This is a genomic window from Pseudomonas sp. MF4836, assembly GCF_002018875.1.
GTDB lineage: Bacteria > Pseudomonadota > Gammaproteobacteria > Pseudomonadales > Pseudomonadaceae > Aquipseudomonas.
Genome location: NZ_MVOL01000010.1, coordinates 265,293 through 283,448, shown reverse-complemented (window position 1 = coordinate 283,448; position 18,156 = coordinate 265,293). Strand labels below are relative to the sequence as shown.

General features: G+C 64.5%; 16 protein-coding genes. 10 read left to right on the top strand and 6 right to left on the bottom strand.

The annotated features are described in order from the left end of the window. Positions 1-46: 46 nt before the first annotated feature. The 7 genes from MF4836_RS23395 to MF4836_RS23365 all read left to right on the top strand — a co-directional run bounded on the left by MF4836_RS23395 (position 47) and on the right by MF4836_RS23365 (position 8,288). Complete coding sequence (locus MF4836_RS23395; protein ID WP_078472274.1) at positions 47-1,345, top strand: glycosyltransferase; 1,299 nt, start codon at positions 47-49, stop codon at positions 1,343-1,345. Between the two features lie 78 nt (positions 1,346-1,423). Beyond that, the gene (locus MF4836_RS23390; protein ID WP_078472273.1) at positions 1,424-2,329 is read left to right on the top strand and encodes an AraC family transcriptional regulator; all 906 of its coding nucleotides are present in this window, start codon (positions 1,424-1,426) and stop codon (positions 2,327-2,329) included. A gap of 267 nt (positions 2,330-2,596) precedes the next feature. Next, a complete protein-coding gene (efeU, locus tag MF4836_RS23385; protein ID WP_078472272.1) occupies positions 2,597-3,445 on the top strand; it encodes an iron uptake transporter permease EfeU in 849 nt (282 codons plus the stop codon). A gap of 8 nt (positions 3,446-3,453) precedes the next feature. Beyond that, the gene (gene efeO, locus MF4836_RS23380; RefSeq protein WP_078472271.1) at positions 3,454-4,659 is read left to right on the top strand and encodes an iron uptake system protein EfeO; all 1,206 of its coding nucleotides are present in this window, start codon (positions 3,454-3,456) and stop codon (positions 4,657-4,659) included. 17 nt (positions 4,660-4,676) lie between these two features. Further along, complete coding sequence (gene efeB, locus MF4836_RS23375; RefSeq protein ID WP_078472270.1) at positions 4,677-5,990, top strand: iron uptake transporter deferrochelatase/peroxidase subunit; 1,314 nt, start codon at positions 4,677-4,679, stop codon at positions 5,988-5,990. Between the two features lie 28 nt (positions 5,991-6,018). Further along, complete coding sequence (efeO, locus tag MF4836_RS23370; protein WP_078472269.1) at positions 6,019-6,843, top strand: iron uptake system protein EfeO; 825 nt, start codon at positions 6,019-6,021, stop codon at positions 6,841-6,843. 230 nt (positions 6,844-7,073) lie between these two features. Beyond that, complete coding sequence (locus MF4836_RS23365) at positions 7,074-8,288, top strand: MFS transporter (protein ID WP_078472268.1); 1,215 nt, start codon at positions 7,074-7,076, stop codon at positions 8,286-8,288. 54 nt (positions 8,289-8,342) lie between these two features. Here MF4836_RS23365 and pssA read toward each other — a convergent pair whose 3' ends face one another. Then, a complete protein-coding gene (pssA, locus tag MF4836_RS23360) occupies positions 8,343-9,686 on the bottom strand; it encodes a CDP-diacylglycerol--serine O-phosphatidyltransferase (protein ID WP_078472267.1) in 1,344 nt (447 codons plus the stop codon). A gap of 186 nt (positions 9,687-9,872) precedes the next feature. Between pssA and MF4836_RS23355 the strand changes: the two genes are divergently transcribed. Beyond that, the gene (locus MF4836_RS23355; protein ID WP_078472266.1) at positions 9,873-10,352 is read left to right on the top strand and encodes a nuclear transport factor 2 family protein; all 480 of its coding nucleotides are present in this window, start codon (positions 9,873-9,875) and stop codon (positions 10,350-10,352) included. A gap of 40 nt (positions 10,353-10,392) precedes the next feature. On the opposite strand, the gene sfnG is transcribed toward MF4836_RS23355, so the two are convergent. Further along, entirely contained in the window at positions 10,393-11,484 is a 1,092-nt protein-coding gene (sfnG, locus tag MF4836_RS23350; RefSeq protein ID WP_078472265.1) for a dimethylsulfone monooxygenase SfnG, read from the bottom strand. Between the two features lie 345 nt (positions 11,485-11,829). Here sfnG and MF4836_RS23345 point away from each other — a divergent pair, with 345 nt between their 5' ends. Both MF4836_RS23345 and MF4836_RS23340 read left to right on the top strand, forming a co-directional pair. Further along, positions 11,830-13,068 (top strand): acyl-CoA dehydrogenase family protein, encoded by a 1,239-nt coding sequence (locus MF4836_RS23345; RefSeq protein WP_078472264.1) that lies wholly within the window; start codon positions 11,830-11,832, stop codon positions 13,066-13,068. 153 nt (positions 13,069-13,221) lie between these two features. Then, positions 13,222-14,001, top strand: coding sequence for a TSUP family transporter (locus tag MF4836_RS23340; RefSeq protein ID WP_078472263.1), 780 nt, complete (start codon positions 13,222-13,224; stop codon positions 13,999-14,001). Between the two features lie 169 nt (positions 14,002-14,170). Here the strand turns inward: MF4836_RS23340 and nudC are convergent, their stop codons facing one another. The 4 genes from nudC to MF4836_RS23320 all read right to left on the bottom strand — a co-directional run bounded on the left by nudC (position 14,171) and on the right by MF4836_RS23320 (position 18,152). Further along, complete coding sequence (gene nudC / locus MF4836_RS23335; RefSeq protein ID WP_078472262.1) at positions 14,171-15,001, bottom strand: NAD(+) diphosphatase; 831 nt, start codon at positions 14,999-15,001, stop codon at positions 14,171-14,173. Between the two features lie 6 nt (positions 15,002-15,007). After that, positions 15,008-15,820: a crotonase/enoyl-CoA hydratase family protein gene (locus MF4836_RS23330; RefSeq protein WP_078472261.1), complete on the bottom strand. Its 813-nt coding sequence runs from the start codon at positions 15,818-15,820 to the stop codon at positions 15,008-15,010. 141 nt (positions 15,821-15,961) lie between these two features. Further along, entirely contained in the window at positions 15,962-16,741 is a 780-nt protein-coding gene (locus MF4836_RS23325; protein ID WP_078472260.1) for a class I SAM-dependent methyltransferase, read from the bottom strand. A gap of 112 nt (positions 16,742-16,853) precedes the next feature. Further along, the gene (locus MF4836_RS23320) at positions 16,854-18,152 is read right to left on the bottom strand and encodes an ATP-binding protein (RefSeq protein ID WP_078472259.1); all 1,299 of its coding nucleotides are present in this window, start codon (positions 18,150-18,152) and stop codon (positions 16,854-16,856) included. Positions 18,153-18,156 lie beyond the last annotated feature (4 nt).

Below are 18,156 nucleotides of genomic sequence, written 5' to 3'. Positions count from 1 at the left end.
TAATTGCGCCCCGATTTCCCCCCACGCCTGCCAGGAATACCCGCTCATGAGTCCGACCGCCGCAACCAAAGTCCTGATCATTGGTTACGTCTGGCCTGAGCCCCGTTCCTCCGCTGCGGGCGGACACATGATGCAGATCCTCCAGACCTTCCTCGAACAGGGCTGGGACATCACCTTCAGCAGCCCGGCCAATGAAGGTGAACACAAGGAAAACCTGGCGGCCCTGGGCATTCGCGAATGCCCGATCGAGCTCAACAATAGCAGCTTCGACCGTTTTGTCGCCGAGCTGGCGCCGGATATCGTGCTGTTCGATCAGTTCATGATGGAGGAGCAGTTCGGCTGGCGCGTTGAGCAGCATTGCCCGAACGCCTTGCGCGTACTGGAGACCTCCGACCTGCAGAGCCTGCGCCACGCGCGCCACGACCGGCTCAAACAGCGCCTGAAAGACAGCACTGACAGCGACGATTTCAGCGCCCTGTTCGCCCCGGCGCTGCGGGAAGAATTCGAGAATATGGCCGAGACCGACCTGGCCAAGCGCGAGATTGCCGCGATCTATCGCTGCGACCTGAACCTGATGATTTCCGAGTTTGAGATCCAGTTGCTGGTCGAGCACTTCAAGTTGCCGCCGGCCCTGCTGCACTGGTGCCCGCTGATGCTGGAGCAGATGCCGGAGCGTTTTGTGCCTTATGAGGAGCGCGCGCACTTTCTCAGCATCGGCAACTTTCGCCACGCGCCGAACTGGGATGCGGTGCTGTGGATGAAGAACAGCCTGTGGCCGCTGATCCGCCAGCAATTGCCCGGCGCCCAGCTGCATCTATATGGCGCCTACACCCCGCCCAAGGCGGCGGCGCTGCATAACCCGGGGCAAGGCTTTCACATCATGAACTGGGCCGAGGACGCGTTGCAGGTGATGAGTGCCGCGCGCATCTGCCTGGCGCCCCTGCGGTTCGGGGCCGGGATCAAGGGCAAGCTGGTGGATGCGATGCTCTGCGGTACGCCGAGCATTACCACCCCGGTCGGCGCCGAAGCCATGCACGCCGACGAACCCTGGCCGGGAGCCATCGCGCAATCGGCCACGGCCCTGGCAGCGGCGGCAGTCAGCCTGTACCAAGACCCGGCAGCCTGGCACCAGGCCCAGCAACGGGGCCAGCAACTGCTCGCCGCCCGCTACCGCCAGCCAGTGCACGGCCCGGCCCTGATCCAGCGCCTGGCCGAATGCCGGGCCAACCTGGCCCAACTGCGCCGCGACAACTTTACCGGCGCCATGCTGCGCCACCATCACCATAAAAGTACCCAGTACATGGCCCAGTGGATCGAAGCCAAAAATCGCATCCCGACTCAGTAGCCGCTGCCGCAGGCACTGGTGCCAGGAGATGGCAGAGGGCATTATCCGTCGAGCCAACAACAAGAAAAGCCCTGCGCCATGAGCCGATCCGCGAAAATCACCGACCCTTCCTACGAGTTGATGGACGACCACAACGGCCTGTCGGTCATCTATCGCCAGCACGGTTTTCCCTGCCCCCTGGTGCGCTGGCACTTTCACAAGGAATACGAGCTGCACCTGATCGTCGCCAGCTCGGGCAAGGTGTTCATCGGCGACTACATCGGCAACTTCTACCCCGAATCCCTGTTCCTCACCGGTCCCAACCTGCCCCATAACTGGATCAGCCAGGTGGCCGAGGATGAAGTGGTGCCCAAGCGCGACATGCTGGTGAACTTCACCGACGAGTTGTTCGAAAGCGGCTACCAGGTTTTCGCCGAGCTGAAAAACCTCGCACCGCTGCTGGAGCGCGCGCAATACGGCATCGAGTTCCGCTGCAAGCGCACCATTGCCCAAGCCATGAACCTGATGCAGCGCATCGCCGACTCCAGCGGCGTCACGCGCCTGGGGCACTTTTTCATTCTGCTGGAGCTGCTGGCGGCCAGTGACGACTTTCAGTTGCTGTCCGGCGCAACCAACGTGCAACTGGCCGACGAACACAATGTGGATCGCACCAACCGCGCGGTGGACTACATCTTTACTCACTACGCCCGGGAACTGCCGCTGGAAGAAGTCGCCGACTACCTGGGCATGAAACCCACCTATTTCTCCCGGGTGTTCAAGCAGGCCACCGGGCGTTGCTTCGTCGAGTTCGTCAATCGCCTGCGGATCAGCAAATCCTGCGAGTTGCTGGCCGACGGCGACAAGCCGGTGACCGATGTGTGTTTCGAATCCGGCTTCAACAACATCTCCAACTTCAATCGGCGTTTCCAGCAGCTCAAGGGCATGACCCCGTCCCACTACCGCCGACTGGCGGTGCAACGGCTGACCGAGCAGAACCTCGGCTAGACCATTCCTGGCGCTCTAAACCGGCCTTCTGCATCCTCCCCCGCGATCAATCCACGCCTCGCCTGCCGCGCCCGGAACCCGGGCGCGTTGTGGGCGACGAACGGCAATTTCATTCAGATTCAACGCCACGCCGTCATAGGCGGGGCCTGGCTGTTTGTAAACGAGTCCCGTTCAGCCCATGTTCAGGAGATGGCAATAATAGTCATTCAGCAATGAGTATCATTATGTTACAAATTGAACCCCTGACTCCTTCCCCGCCGGTGCTGAATGCTCGTTCCCTTTTTGATCATGCTGCGCGAAGGCATTGAAGCCGCGCTTATCGTTGGCATCATCGCCAGCTACCTGAAGCAGACCGGCCGTGGCCAGTGGATGCCCGCAGTGTGGATCGGCGTCTTCCTCGCCGCGGCCCTGGCCTTGCTGGTCGGCGGCGGCCTGGAGTTGATGAGCGCGGAATTCCCGCAAAAGCAGCAGGAACTGTTCGAAGGCGTGGTCGGGCTGGTGGCGGTAGGCATCCTCAGTTCCATGGTGTTCTGGATGCGCAAGGTGGCGCGCTCCATCAAGCATTCGCTGCATGTGTCCCTGGACCACGCTCTGGCGGGCTCCAAGCACCAGGTCACCGCGCTGATCGCCATGGTGTTTTTCGCCGTGGCCCGCGAAGGCCTGGAGACTGTGTTCTTCCTGCTCGCAGTGTTCCAGCAGAGCGAAGGCCCTGCCGCCCCCATAGGCGCCCTGCTCGGCCTGATCCTGGCGATCATCGTCGGCTTCCTGATCTACACCGGCAGCATGCGCCTGAACCTCGGCGCGTTCTTCCGCTGGACCGGGCTGTTTATCCTGGTGGTCGCCGCCGGGATCCTCGCCAACTCGGTGCAGGCCCTGCATGAAGCAGGCGTCTGGAACCACCTGCAAACCGTGCTCTTCGACTTCAGCGCCAGCCTGCCGATGGACGGCCCGCTGGGCTCGGTCCTGGCCGGCATGTTCGGCTACCAGGATGCGCCGACCATCAGCACCCTGGGCGCCTACCTGCTGTACCTGGTGGTGACCCTGGTGCTGTTCTTCCTACCCAGCGCCCCGCCCGCCAAACCGGCCAGTTCCTCGTCTTCCGTTTCCAGTCAGTAAGGCTCTCCATGACCCAGCAAGCATCCCCACAGGCCTCGCCCCCCCGCGCTCTGCGTTGGGCGGTAGCCGGTTCGGTAATCGTGATGATCGCCGCCGGCGGGTTGTTCTACTACGCCTCGCAGCTCGCGGCCAGCAAGCGCCAGAGCAACCAGAACCAGGGTGAAATCACTGTCACCATCCACCCCCACAGCTGCGAGCCCAACGCCCTGAGCGTGCCGGCCGGGCGAGCGAGCTTCCGGATCGTCAACCGCTCCGAACGTGCCGTGGAATGGGAAATCCTCGACGGCGTGCTGGTGGTCGAAGAGCGCGAGAACATCGCCCCGGGCCTGAGCCAGGTGATCAACGCCAACCTGCTGCCCGGCGACTACGCCATCACCTGCGGCCTGCTGAGCAACCCGCGCGGCACCCTGCACGTGACGCCGACGGCGGAGTCCGACGCCAATGCCAAGGCGCGCCCGTCGATGGTGGCCTTTATCGGCCCGCTGTCGGAGTTCCGGGTCTACCTCAGCAGCCAGAGCAGTGCCCTGATCAAGGCGGTCGCCGCCCTGCAGCAAGCCGTGGCCGCAGGCGACCTGCAACAGGCCCAGGCCTTGTACCTGCCGGCCCGTGCGGCCTACCAGCGCCTGGCCCCGGCCGCGCAACGCCTGGCCGAGTTGGACAACGCGATCAATGCCCGCGCCGACTACTTTGAAAAGCGCGAGCAGGACCCGCAATTCCAGGGCTTCCACCGCCTCGAATACGCCCTGTTCCAGCAACGCGACCTGAGCGGCATGGCACCCGTGGCCCAGCGCCTGCTCGACGATGTCAGCAGCCTCAAGCAGCAAGTGCTGGCCCAGTCATTGCCACCTGAGCAACTGGTCAGCGTGGTCGCCCGCAACGTGCGCAGCCTGGCTGAAGTGCGCGCGGTCAGCGGTGAAGAGGAACGCTACAGCCACAGCGACCTCAATGGCTTTGCCAGCAACCTGCAAACCACGCGCAAGGTCATCGACCTATTGCGGCCCTTGTTGAGCAAGGCCGCCGCCGAGCTGTTGCCGCCAATCGACACCGCCATCAGCGGCCTGGAGGCCCAGTTCGCCGCCTTGCGCGCAGGCGACGGCTACCGCACCTACGACAGCGTCAATGCCACTCAGCGCCAGCAGATTGCCGACCAGGCCAAGCAACTGGCCGACGCACTGGATGCCATCGATCCCGCCCTTGGCCTGTCCGGCCTGTAAGCAGAAGACTTTGTGAAATGAACGATTCAGATCAGCAGCAACCGTCATTTTCCGCTCAGCGTCGCCGCGTGCTGCTGGGCATGGGCGCCGCCGGCGTCGCCCTGGCCGGCTCGGCCCTGAGCTGCCCGGCGATGGCCGCCAGCACACCGGCTCAGGTCACCGAGGCGCCGAGCAGCGACAAGACCCAGGACCGCCACGACTTCCACGGTCAGCACCAGAGCGGCATCGTCACCCCGCGCCCGGCAGCCGGCATGCTGGTGTCGTTCGACGTCCTGGCCAGCGACCGCGAAGACCTGGAGCGCCTGTTCCGTACTCTCAACGAACGCATCAGCTTCCTGATGCGTGGCGGCCCGGTGGCCGAGATCGACCCGAAACTGCCACCGCCCGACTCCGGCATCCTGGGCCCGGTGGTGACCCCGGACAACCTGACCATCACCGTCTCGGTCGGCGAGTCGCTGTTCGATGAGCGCTTCGGCCTGGGCGACGCCAAGCCCAAGCGCCTGATCCGCATGGTCGGCTTTCCCAACGACGCCCTGGAAGCCGACTGCTGCCATGGCGACTTGAGCCTGCAGTTCTGCTCCAACACCACCGACACCAACATTCACGCCCTGCGCGACATCGTGAAAAACCTGCCGGACCTGTTGCTGGTGCGTTGGAAACAGGAAGGCAGCGTGCCACCCCAGGCCCCGGTCCGTGCCGGCGAACCGGCGCAGAGCGCCCGCAATTTTCTGGGCTTTCGCGACGGTTCGGCCAACCCCGACTCCAACGACCAGAGCGCCATGACGCGGCTGGTGTGGGTCCAGCCGGGCAGCGACGAGCCGGCCTGGGCCGCCCACGGCAGCTATCAGGCGGTGCGCATCATCCGCAACTTTGTCGAGCGCTGGGACCGCACGCCGCTGCAGGAGCAGGAAAGCATCATCGGCCGGATCAAGACCACCGGCGCGCCCATGGGCGGCCAGCACGAAACCCAGGTCCCCGACTACCAGCAGGACCCCCACGGCAAGTTGACCAAGCTCGATGCACACATTCGCCTGGCCAATCCGCGCACCGCGCAAACCGAAAAGAACCTGATCCTGCGCCGCCCGTTCAACTACTCCAACGGCGTCAACAAGAACGGTCAGCTGGATATGGGGCTGCTGTTCATCTGCTACCAGGCTGACCTGGAGCAAGGCTTCATTGCGGTCCAGACCCGGCTCAACGGCGAGCCCCTGGAGGAATACCTCAAGCCGGTCGGCGGCGGTTATTTCTTCACCCTGCCGGGTGTGACCGGCGACCAGGACTTTATCGGTCGCACATTGCTCAACGCCACCCAACCCAAAACCTCTGCTTGAAACAACCCACCCCCCACGGAAACGTCCCATGAAAAAGTCGCCTCTTGCTGTGTTGCTGACCCTTGGCTTGCTCCATGTTCCGCTTTCGGCTTTTGCCGCCACGTCGCCGCTGGAACTGGTGGGGCCGATTTCCGACTACAAGATCTACGTCACCGAGCAGCTCGACGAGCTCGCCAGCCACACCCAGCAATTCACCGACGCGGTGAAAAAAGGCGACCTGGCCACCGCCAAGAAACTCTATGCCCCGACCCGCGTGTACTACGAGTCGATCGAGCCGATTGCCGAGTTGTTCAGTGACCTCGATGCGTCCATCGACTCCCGGGTCGACGACCACGAGAAAGGCGTCAAGGCCGAGGACTTCACCGGCTTCCACCGCCTGGAGTACTCACTGTTCTCGGAAAACAGCACCCAGGGCCTGGATGAGCTGGCCGACGGCCTGAACAAGGACGTCAAGGACCTGCAGACCCGCGTCGCCGGCCTGACCTTCCCTCCGGAAAAAGTCGTGGGTGGCGCCGCCGCCCTGCTTGAAGAAGTGGCCGCGACCAAGATCTCGGGTGAAGAAGACCGCTACAGCCACACCGACCTGTATGACTTCCAGGGCAACATCGACGGCGCGAAGAAAATCGTCGACCTGTTCCGTCCGCAGATAGAGAAGCAGGACAAGGCCTTCGTGGCCAAGGTCGACAAGAACTTCGCCACGGTGAACAAGATCCTGGCCAAGTACAAAACCGCCGACGGTGGCTTCCAGACCTATGACAAGGTCAAGGAAAACGATCGCAAGGCGCTGGTCGGCCCGGTCAACACCCTGGCTGAGGACCTGTCGACCCTGCGCGGCAAACTGGGCCTGAACTGACCCCGGCTGTCGCTGCCGCAGGCCCTGCCCCGGGCTCTGCGGCCCCTGTCGCGCAGGCAGCCCATGCCTGCGGCGGCGGCTTTGCCCGCGCCATTGCCAAGCATCTGCACACACTCGCCTGTACCCGCCCGCGCCCTGTCGGGCTACCATCAGCCGCGCCAATAACCCTGAGCCTTCGCCCGCTGCTTGTATAAGGTCGCGAAACGCCCGCCCCTCATGGATGATTTTTTATGCCCAGTTCAACGGCCACCACCACTCAGCCGCTGACCGCCACCCCGTTCAAACTGTTCCCACTGATGATCGCGTACATGGCCTGCACCATGTCGATGATGGCGTTCGTCTCCCTGGTCGGCCCACTGTCGCGCGAGCTGGCACTGGCCACCTGGCAGGCCGGCGCCGCCGTGACCGTGTCCGGGGTGATCTGGGTGCTTCTGGCCCGGCCCTGGGGCGCGGCCAGCGATCGCTTTGGCCGGCGTCGGGTGCTGTTGGTCGGCACGGCCGGCTTCACCCTCGCCTACTGGGCCTTGTGCCTGTTTATCGACGTCTCCCTGCGGGTGCTGCCAAGCATGTGGCTGGCCTTTCTCGGGCTGATGCTCGGGCGTGGTCTGGTCGGGGTGTTTTATGCCGCGGTGCCGGTGGGCGGTTTCGCCCTGATCGCCGATAACGTCGAACCCGAGCACCGTGCCCGCGCCATGGCCACCCTGGGTGCCGCCAATGCCGTGGGCCTGGTCCTGGGGCCGGCGTTTGCCGCGATGCTGGCCAGGGTCAGCCTGAGCCTGCCGCTGTATGCCATGGCCCTGTTGCCGCTGATCGCCTTCCTGGTGCTGCTGTTCAAGCTGCCGCGCCAGGAGCTGCACCTCAAGCAGCCGCCACGTTCGGTGCGCCTGTCCGATCCACGCCTGCGCCAGCCAATGGCGGTGGCGTTCGTGGCGATGCTGTGTGTGTCGGTGTCGCAGATCACCGTCAGCTTTTATGCCCTTGACCGTCTCGGCCTGAACCCGGCCGACGCTGCGCAAGCCGCCGGCATTGCCCTGGCCATGGTCGGGGTGGCGCTGATTTGCGCGCAATTGGTGGTGCGCAAGCTGGAATGGCCGCCGTTGCGGATGATCCGCGTCGGCGCCCTGATCGCCGCCTGCGGTTATGCCGGGAGCATGCTGGTGGACAGCGCCTGGGGCCTGTGGCTGGCGTATTTTGTAGCGGCGGCGGGCATGGGCGGCATCTTCCCCTCGTTCTCGGCTCTCGCCGCCAATGCCGTGGAGGCGTCGGAGCAAGGGGCTACTGCCGGCTCGATTGGCGCGGCGCAAGGTTTCGGGGCGGTGATCGGACCGCTGACGGGCGCCCTGATCTATGCCGTCGAGCCACGGCTGCCGTACCTGATGGCAGCGCTGCTGCTGATCCTGGTGGCCCTGTGGCCGGACAGCAAGATCCCGCCCCGGCCCGCTTGACCGGGCAGCGCCCGTGACCGCAGCCCAAGGCTGTGGTCACGGGCGCCGGCCGGTTCAGAGGATGCGATAGAGCAGGCGTTCGATCCGTACCCGGCTGACCCGGCGCAGGAACTTGCCCACCGCCGCCGGGTAGTCGACCAGGCTTTCCAGGTTCTGGAAGTGCTCGATGCGCCGGGTGTGACGGAAGATTTCCTCCAGTTCGACTCGGCGCGGTTCCAGCAGCTCGCCTTTGGGGTCGTCCAGCAGCAAGGCGTTTTCCAGGTCAAGACGGAAGGCCCGCGGATTGAGGTTGTTGCCAGTCAGCAAGGTGTAGCGCTGGTCGATCCACATGCCCTTGAGGTGGTAGGTGTTATCGCCGTCGCGCCACAGGTGCAGGTTGAGCTGGCCGCTGTCGATCGCGCGCTGATGACGCTTGGCAAAGCGGCGCAGGCTGATCTCGTAGAGGTAAGGCAGCGCGGCGATGACCTTGAACGGCTCGCTCGGCGGGATGTAGAAGTCGTTGGCGGTCTTGTCGCCGACGATGATGTCGATCTTCACCCCACGGGCCAGGGCCCGGTTGATCTCGCGGGTGACCGCCAACGGCAGGTTGAAATACGGGGTGCAGATGGTCAGCTGCTGCTGGGCGCTGGCGATCAGTTCGCAGATCACCCGGCTCAGCGGGTTGTTTTTGCCCACGCCGAGCAACGGGCTGACCGACAATTCACCCTTGGTCACGCTCCCGGCGCTGGTGTCATAGGCCGCATGCTTGAGGCGGCTGCGCAGGTCGCCGATGTCGTTGCGCAGGCTGCGGGTGGTCGGCAGGCCGGGCAGGTCCAGGCGATGCACCGCACGCGAGGCCACCAGGCCGTGCTGCACCAGGTGCTGCATGGAGTCGGCCAGGGCCTGGTTGCGCAACAGGTGGTAACGGTCGAAACGGTATTTGTCGAATTTGTGCAGGTAGACGTTGTTCAGGCTGGCGCCGCTGTAGATCACGCAGTCGTCTATCACAAAACCCTTGAGGTGCAACACGCCGAACAGCTCGCGGGTTTGCACCGGCACCCCGTACACCGGCACTTCGCTGGCGTGGGTACGGGTCATGTCCTGATACCAGGCCGAGTTGCCCGGCTGCTTGCCGGCGCCGATCAGGCCGCGCTGGGCCCTGAGCCAATCAACCACCACCACCACGTCCAGCTCGGGACGGGCAGCCTTGGCGGCGTGCAGGGCATCCATGATTTCCTGCCCGGCTTCGTCCTGTTGCAGGTACAGCGCGACGATATAGATGCGCTGGGTAGCCTGGGCGATCTGTTCCAGCAAGCAGCGGCGGAACTCGGCGGCGCCGGAAAGAATGGTGACGGCATCGGCGGTCAACGGAAAGCTGCGCAGTTTGGGCAGCAGGGAGCGTTTGAAAAGCGACGGCATAGGGCTCGCAGTGGCTCGAAATCCAAAGAGCCGACGAGCTTACACCAAGCGACCGCTCGGGTCTTGTGGCGGTCGTCACGGCCGCTATCGATGCTGCCGACGACCCATGGCGGCGGGCCGGCAGTTGGCGCCAGCGCGACAAGGGTGTAAACACTCCCTGCACGCAACCATGACTGGAGACGCCCGATGTCATCTGCCCCAGAAGTTCGTCCGCCCCTGCCCCCGTTCAGCCGCGAGTCGGCGCTGCACAAGGTTCGCCTGGCCGAAGACGGCTGGAACTCCCGCGACCCCGAGCGCGTGTCCCTGGCCTATACCCTGGACACCCAATGGCGCAACCGCGCCGAGTTCATCCATGACCGCGCCCAGGCCAAGGCCTTCCTGACCCGCAAATGGGCCAAGGAGCTGGACTACCGATTGATCAAGGAGCTCTGGGCCTTTGCCGATAACCGCATCGCCGTGCGCTATGCCTACGAATGGCATGACGACTCCGGCAACTGGTTCCGTTCCTACGGCAATGAAAACTGGGAGTTCGACGAGCACGGCCTGATGGCCAAGCGTTACGCCTGCATCAACGACCTGCCAATCAAGGCCAGCGAACGGCTGTTCCACTGGCCTTTGGGCCGGCGCCCGGACGATCATCCGGGCCTCAGCGAGCTGGGGTTGTAACCGAGGCCTGCGCGGGGCGCTGCCGGCCCCGCGCGGCGAATCAGGCGGCCTGTTCGCGTTGCGCCGCGGCCTTGGCTTCCAGCTCGCGCACCAGTGGCAACACCCGCTTGCCGAAGTACTCCACCTCTTCCTGGAAGTGCAGGAAGCCCGCCAGCACCAGGTCCACCCCCACCGACTTGAGTTCGACGATGCGCTCGGCGATCTGCTGCGGGGTGCCGATCAGGTTGGTCTTGAAACCGTCGTTGTACTGCACCAGGTCTTCGAAGGTGGATTTGGCCCAGTTGCCTTCGCCTTCCGGTGAGGCCTTGCCGGCCTGCTTTGCCGCATCGCCAAAGGCGTTGACGGCCTCGGGGTCGGCCTGGTCGATGATCTGCGCCAGTACTGCGCGGGCCTCTTCCTCGGTATCCCGGGCAATGACAAAGGCATTGACCCCGACTTTTACCGAATGGTTGTTCAGCGCGGCCTTGGCCCGGATGTCGTCGACCTGGGCCTTGATCCCCTGCGGCGTGTTGCCGTTGGTGAAGTACCAGTCCGACACCCGCGCCGCCATGTCGCGCGCCGCCCGTGAACTGCCGCCCTGAAAGACCTCCGGCTGGCCCAGGGGCTTGGGCTTGAGGCTGTAGTTGTCGAACCGGTAGAAGTCGCCCTTGAAGGTGAAGTTGTCCTGGGACCAGATGCCCTTCAGCGAGCGGATGAACTCTTCGGAACGGCGATAACGCTCATCGTGTTCCAGCCAGTGCTCGCCGATGGCCTGGAATTCACCCTTGAACCAGCCGCTGACGATGTTGACCGCGATGCGGCCATTGGTCAGTTGGTCGATAGTCGCCAATTGCTTGGCCGCCAGCGCCGGCTTCCATGGCCCGGGCAGGATCGCCGCGATCACTTTGAGCGTGCTGGTGGCGGCCAGCAGCGCATGGCTGAATGCCACGGATTCATGCTGGAACTCGGCACCGTAACCGGCAGTGAAGCGGATCTGGGTCAAGGCGTATTCAAAGCCGGCGGCTTCGGCCAGTTGCGCCAGCTTGCGGTTGTAGTCGATGCCCCAGTCGGTGCGTTGTTCGATCTTGCTGACCACCAGCCCACCGCTGACGTTGGGCACCCAGTAGGCAAATTTGACGGCTTGCTGACTCATTGGCTTGTCCTCGGGACTAGAGAAGGTATGGCTAGCAGAGCAGCAAGCGTGCCAGTTGCCAGGGCTGCGCCTGCAGGCCCGGGCTGCATGGCCTGCAGCGGGCGGAGTACAGCCATCGGGCGCTGTTTTGCGAGGGGCATTCGCGGCCCGACGGATGCCGCGCCAAACCCCGGCCACTTCCCATGAAAGACAGCGATTTGTTGAAGCGCTGTTGGCCGAGCAACAGTTACCAGCCCGACAGCCAGCGCCAGCCCCAGAAAAACCGGGGCCTGCAACTGCGGCATGGAGTGTGCAAACGTCTGGGCAGACACCTGCTCTTCAACTGCCGATTCAAGGAACCGTCCCATGACTGAACACCAGGTAATCAACCCGCTGTCCATTGGCGTCGACTACGAGGCCCTGGCCGCGCGCTTTCGCCCGATCTTCAAGCAAATCGCCGACGGCGCGGTACAGCGTGAGCAAAACCGCAGCCTGCCCCATGAACCGATCCAGTGGCTGAAGCAGGCCGGGTTCGGCGCAGTCCGGGTGCCGGTGGAGTACGGTGGCGGTGGCGCGTCCCTGCCGCAACTGTTCCAACTGCTGATCGAGCTGGCTGAAGCCGATTCCAATGTGCCGCAGGCCCTGCGCGGGCACTTCGCCTTTGCCGAGGACCGCCTCAACGCCGCCCCGGGTCCGGGACGGGACCTGTGGTTCAAGCGTTTCGTCGAGGGCGACCTCGTCGGTTGCGCCTGGACCGAGATCGGCAACGTGGCGATTGGCGATGTGGTCACCAAAGTCTCGCCCGACGGCGACGCCTGGAAGCTCAATGGCGAGAAGTTCTACAGCACCGGCAGCATTTTCTCTGACTGGATCGACGTCTACGCCCAGCGCAGCGACACCGGCGGCGATGTAATCGCGGCCGTGCGTGCGCGCCAACCGGGCATCGAGCACAGCGATGACTGGGACGGCTTCGGCCAGCGCACCACGGGCAGCGGCACTTCGCGCTTTCGCGATGCCGCGGTCGACGCCGAGAACGTCATCGACTTCGCCACCCGCTTCAAGTACCAGACCGCCTTCTATCAACTGGTGCTGCTGGCCACCCTGGCCGGGATCGGGCGCGCCGCGCTGCGCGACGTGGCCCATGAAGTACGCAGCCGCAAGCGCATCTACAGCCACGGCAATGCGCCGCGGGTCAGCGAAGACCCCCAGGTGCAGCAGGTGGTCGGCGAAGTCGCCGCCTGGGTGTACGCCGCCGAAGCCAGCGCCGTGCGCGCCGCAGAGCCCGCGCAACGTGCCTACCTGGCACGCTTTGCCGGGGATGAGGCGCTGGAGCGTGAAGCCAATGTCGCCGCGGAAATCGAATCGGCCACCGCCCAGGTGGTGGTCAGCGAACTGATCCAGCGGGCCACCACCCAGTTGTTCAACGCTCTGGGGGCGTCGGACATCCGCCAGGGCAAGGCCCTCGACCGCCATTGGCGCAATGCCCGTACCGTGTCCTCGCACAACCCGGTGATCTACAAGGCGCGGATCATCGGCGACTGGGTGGTCAACGGCAACGAACCACCCTTTGTCTGGCAGATCGGCAACGGGCCGCAGAAGGCCTAGGCCACTGCAGCCGGGTCCCTTTGGCGAAGGGGCCCTGGCTGCGGCCAGTGTGCAATAGCGTCGGTCACGGTCGCGTGGCGACCTGGGTTGCAGGTAATATGTCGGTCTTTCGCGCAGCCCCCTTTGCGCTTCCCGCCGAAATAAGCCGAACCCATGCCTTTCGAACTCAGCGTAGACCTGACCACCCTCGCCATTCTCACCTTCGTAGCCTTTATCGCCGGCTTCATCGACGCCATTGCCGGCGGTGGCGGCCTGCTCACCACCCCGGCACTGCTCACCGCCGGATTGCCGCCCCACCTGGTGCTGGGCACCAACAAGCTCAGCTCGACCTTCGGCTCGGCCACCGCCAGCTTTACCTTCTATCGCCGCAAGCTGTTCCATCCACGGCAGTGGACCCACGCCATCGTCGGCACCCTGGTGGGCGGACTGGTGGGTGCGGTGGTCGCCCATTACCTGCCCGCCGAGTGGCTGAACAAGATGCTGCCGGTGATTGTTTTTGCCTGCGGCCTGTACCTGTTGTTTGGTGGCACGCCCAAGGCGCCGCTGGACAGCGATGCTCCGATCAAGAAGAAATGGCAATCGACCCAGGGCTTCAGCCTGGGCTTCTACGACGGCATTGCAGGTCCAGGCACCGGTGCCTTCTGGACCGTCAGCAGCCTGCTGCTCTACCCCATCGACCTGGTCAAGGCCAGCGGTGTGGCGCGCAGCATGAACTTCGTCAGCAACGCCGCGGCGTTGTCGGTGTTTGTGTTTTCCGGGCAGGTGGACTGGATCATCGGCCTGTGCATGGGCCTCTCGGTGATGGTCGGCGCCTTCTTCGGTGCTCGCACCGCCATCAGTGGCGGCGCCAAATTCATTCGCCCGGTGTTCATCACCGTGGTCCTGGGCCTGACCGTACGCCTGGCCTGGCAACACTGGTTCAGCGTCGCCTGACAGCCCTTTGTCGCCGCTGAGCGAGCTTGCGTGATTCCTGAAGCGATGCGTTGTTGCGGATGGCCAGCGCAAGGCTGCGCTGGCCGATGTGGGCGCCAGCGTTAGTCCTGAAGTGTTGTGTGTCGCGGGTGGCCAGCACAGCCTGCGGCAGCGGCTACAGGCGCTCTGCTCAGGTGGGGAGGATGGGCTCGGGTTGGCCCAGGCGCTGGGCGACATAGAGGTCGATCAGGTAACGGGCGATCGAGCGCGAGGCGGGCAATGGCGGCAGGTTGCGGATGTTGAACCACTGCGCGTCTTCGATCTCATCGGCCTGGGGCACGATCTCGCCACCGGCGTACTCGGCGTGAAAGCCCAGCATCATCGAATGGGGAAACGGCCAGCATTGGCTGCCGACGTACTGGATGTTCTGCACCTCGACCTGCACTTCTTCGCGCACTTCGCGAATCAGGCATTCCTCCGCCGACTCCCCCGGCTCGGCGAAACCGGCCAGGGTGCTGTAGACCCCCGTCACAAAACGCGGCGAGCGCGCCAGCAGCACGTCGTCACCACGGGTAATCAGCACGATCATGCTCGGCGAAATCCGCGGGTAACTGCGCAAGTCGCAGGGCTCGCAGTACATCGCCCGCTCCCGGGGTACTTGAAGCGTCGGCTGCCCGCAGTTGCCGCAGAAGCGGTGCTCGCGGGCCCAGGTGCCGATCTGCGCGGCATAACCCAGGACCTTGTACAGGGTGTGGTCGCCTTCGAGCATGAATGCCCGCAAGCCTTTCCAGCTGCAGCCCGGTACTTCACTGGAATGGCTCAGCTCCAGCAGGTACACCGGCTCGCCATCCAGATGCCCGATGCCGTGCTCGGTGAGAATCGACAGGTCCTGGCGCTTGAGCCATTCCCGGGGAAACAGCGCGCCATTGTCGTCGAACAGAAAACCATCCCGGCTGCGGGCCACGGCCCAGCCGCCGGGGAGGTCGATATCCAGTACTGCTGTGGTCCAGCGTGAAGTCATAGTCACTCAATCCAGAAATTCGGGTTTCTGTTTGCTCATATGGGCGGCCATGGCCACGCGCAAGTCAGTGGATTGCAGCATGGCGGCGTTCCAGGTGGCGATGTATTCCAGGCCATCGTCGATGCGATGGTCACGCATGTAGCTGATCATTTCCTTGGTGCCGGTGATGGCGATCGGCGACTTGCCGGCGATCTCGCGGGCAATGCCCATCACCCCGTCAAGCAGGCTGGCGGCGTCGCTGTAGGTGCGATTGACCAGGCCCATGCCGCGCGCTTCCTCGGCACCGAAGGTGCGGCCAGTGTAAGCCAGTTCACGCAACATGCCGTCGCCGATGATACGCGGCAAACGTTGCAAAGTGCCGACATCGGCGGCCATGCCGATGTCGATTTCCTTGATCGAGAACTGCGCATCCTCGGCGGCATAGCGCATGTCGCAGGCGGCGATCAGGTCGATGGCACCGCCCAGGCAGTAACCCTGGATCGCCGCCAGCACCGGCTTGCGGCAATTGTCCACGGCATTGAACGAGGCTTGCAGATTGAGGATCTTGCGCCGCAGCAGACGGGCGTTACGCCCAACGTCCTTGCCCAGTTCGTTGGCCACCCCGGCCAGCATCATCAGGTCGATGCCCGAGGAAAAATGCTTGCCGGCGCCGCTGAGCACCACCACGCGCACGGCGTCGGTGTCGTCGATCCAGCGGAAGATGTCGACGATCTCGCTCCAGAACGCGGCGTTCATGGCGTTGATCTTTCCCGGGCGGTTGATCTGCACATGGGCGATGTTGTCGGCAAGTTCGACGCGAAAGGCTTGATATTCGGACATGGCAGTGATCCTTTACTGGGCAGAAAATGAGGGCCGAACTATAGCAAGCACGGCCGCCACGCAGTAAGGCAGCGCATCGGCCAAAAGCGGGACTGGCAGCGCCCTGGCGGCCCGGTCCAGGCCGCTATGCGCCCTGCCGAATCAACGTTTTATCGCGCAAAAGGCCGCGGTTTCGTAGGGCACCGTGAGCTGCGACTTGCCTCGCAACTCAGGCTCGCTGTCGATCAGGACCTGGATCTGGCGATCGATCAGCGCCCGCTCCGTCTCACCCAGGGCTGCGATAAAACTGGTGGAGCGCACCCGATTGAACAACACGTCCTGCACCGCGCCGCTGTGGCCGTGACTGAAGTGCTGTTCCTGCAAGGGCGTAAAGCCAGGATGGGGAAAGGCTGCGCGCCAGGCCCCGGTGTAGTAGCGCGGGGTATCGCCCTGCAGGGCGTTGACGATCCTGTCCAGGCGCTCGACCCACGGCACCCGGGCATCGCGCAGGTTCCACACCAGGCCCAGCCGGCCGCCAGGCTTGAGCACGCGCTGCATCTCGTTCAGCGCCTCGCGGCTGGCAAACCAGTGGAAGGCCTGGGCGCAGACCAGCGCGTCCAGTGACTGATCAGCCAGAGGGATTGCCAGGGCGCTGCCTTCCAGCGCCTCGGCCGCAGGATGGGCCGCCGCCAGCTTGGCGCGCATCTGCGCCACCGGTTCCACCGCGATCACCTTCGCGCCGGTGGCCAGCAGCCGGCCGGTAAACTTGCCGGTGCCCGCGCCCAGGTCCAGCACCACTTGGCCAGGGCCCAGGCCCAGGGTGTGACGCAGCCATTGCTCGAGTTGCGGCGGGTAATCCGGCCGGCCGCGCACATAGGTGTCCGCCGCGCCTTTGTAGCCGTCGGCTGCCGAATGGTGAATGGCTGGCTTTGATTCGCTCATGGTCCGCTGCTCCTGATGGATCGCCGATGGCGCTCAGCTTAGCCCTGCCCGCCCCTGGCGGCCCATGAAGAAAATGTCAGTTTCAGCCCGATGCCAGCACCGGGAACCCCGCCTAGGGGTTGGGCAGCCACAGGCGAAAACGCGCTCCGCCCAACGGCGAGGCCTCGACGGTGAGCGTGCCGTCCTGGGCTTGCAGGGCCCGCCGGCTGATGGCCAGGCCCAGGCCGAAACCACCGGTGGCACGGTCGCGGCTGCGGTCGAGACGGTAGAAAGGTTCGAACACCCGTTCGCGCTCGGCCTCGGGGATTCCGATGCCATCGTCATCGACCCAGATCTCGCAGCCCTCGGCACTGACCTGGACCCCGATCTGGATGCGCTTCTCGCAATAGCGCGTGGCGTTGCGCAGGAGGTTCTGGATCGCCCGCGCAGTCAGGCGCGGGTCGAGGGTGAACCGCTCCAGGGAGCCGTTGAGCAGCACATCGATGACGATGTCCGGTGATTCCAGCTCATCGTCGACACTGCCCAGGATGCTGTCGATGAACTCGTCCAGTGCCACCTCGACCTGCTCCGGCAGGCGCGCCGGGTTTTGCAGCCGGCTGTAGGACAGCAGTTCCAGCACCAGTTCATCCAGTTCCCGGATATAGGCCACCAGGCCCTGCAGGCGCTCGCGGCTCGGCGCCGGCAGGTCGTCGGACAGCGCCAGGGCCAGGCCGAAGTCGAGCCGGGTCAGGGGCGTGCGCAGCTCGTGGGACACCGCATTGAGCAAGTCCCGTTGCTGGTTGAGGAGGTTTTCGATATCCCCGGCCATGGTGTCGAAGACATGGGCCAGGCTGCCGATGTTGGAACTGGCGGCGATGTGCGTGCGTTCGCCCAGGTGGCCCTTGCCGAAGCGTTCGGCCGTGCGCTTGAGCCGCTCCAGGTCGCGCCAGTGCGGGCGCAGCCAGAACAGCAGGCACGCCAGCAACGCCGCGCCAATCAGCACGTTGATGCTCCAGTACAGCAGGTTGACGTCCAGCGGGTCCGGCGGCACTACCAGCTTTACCGCCTGCTGGCCATCCAGCGGCGCCACCGCCAGGGTCCGCCAGCCCCAGTCGCCGACACGCACGACATTTTCCCCGCGCTCCAGGCGCTCGCGCTCATACAGGCTGAAGTCGGGGTCATCGATACGCACCAGGGCCACGTGCAGCGGCTGGAACTCCTGGTCCATCTGCGCCGCCAGGCTCAGCCACTGCTCGGCCGGCACTGCGTGAAACTGCTTGATGATGAGGTTTTGCAGGCCCCGGGACTGGTCCAGGTTGTAATTCAGGAAACGATCGTGAAACACCCTGACCACCAGGTCGGGGATCAGGTAGATGGCGGCACTGAAGGTGACGATGGTGATCAGGTACAGCCGGATCAGGATCCGCAGCATGGAC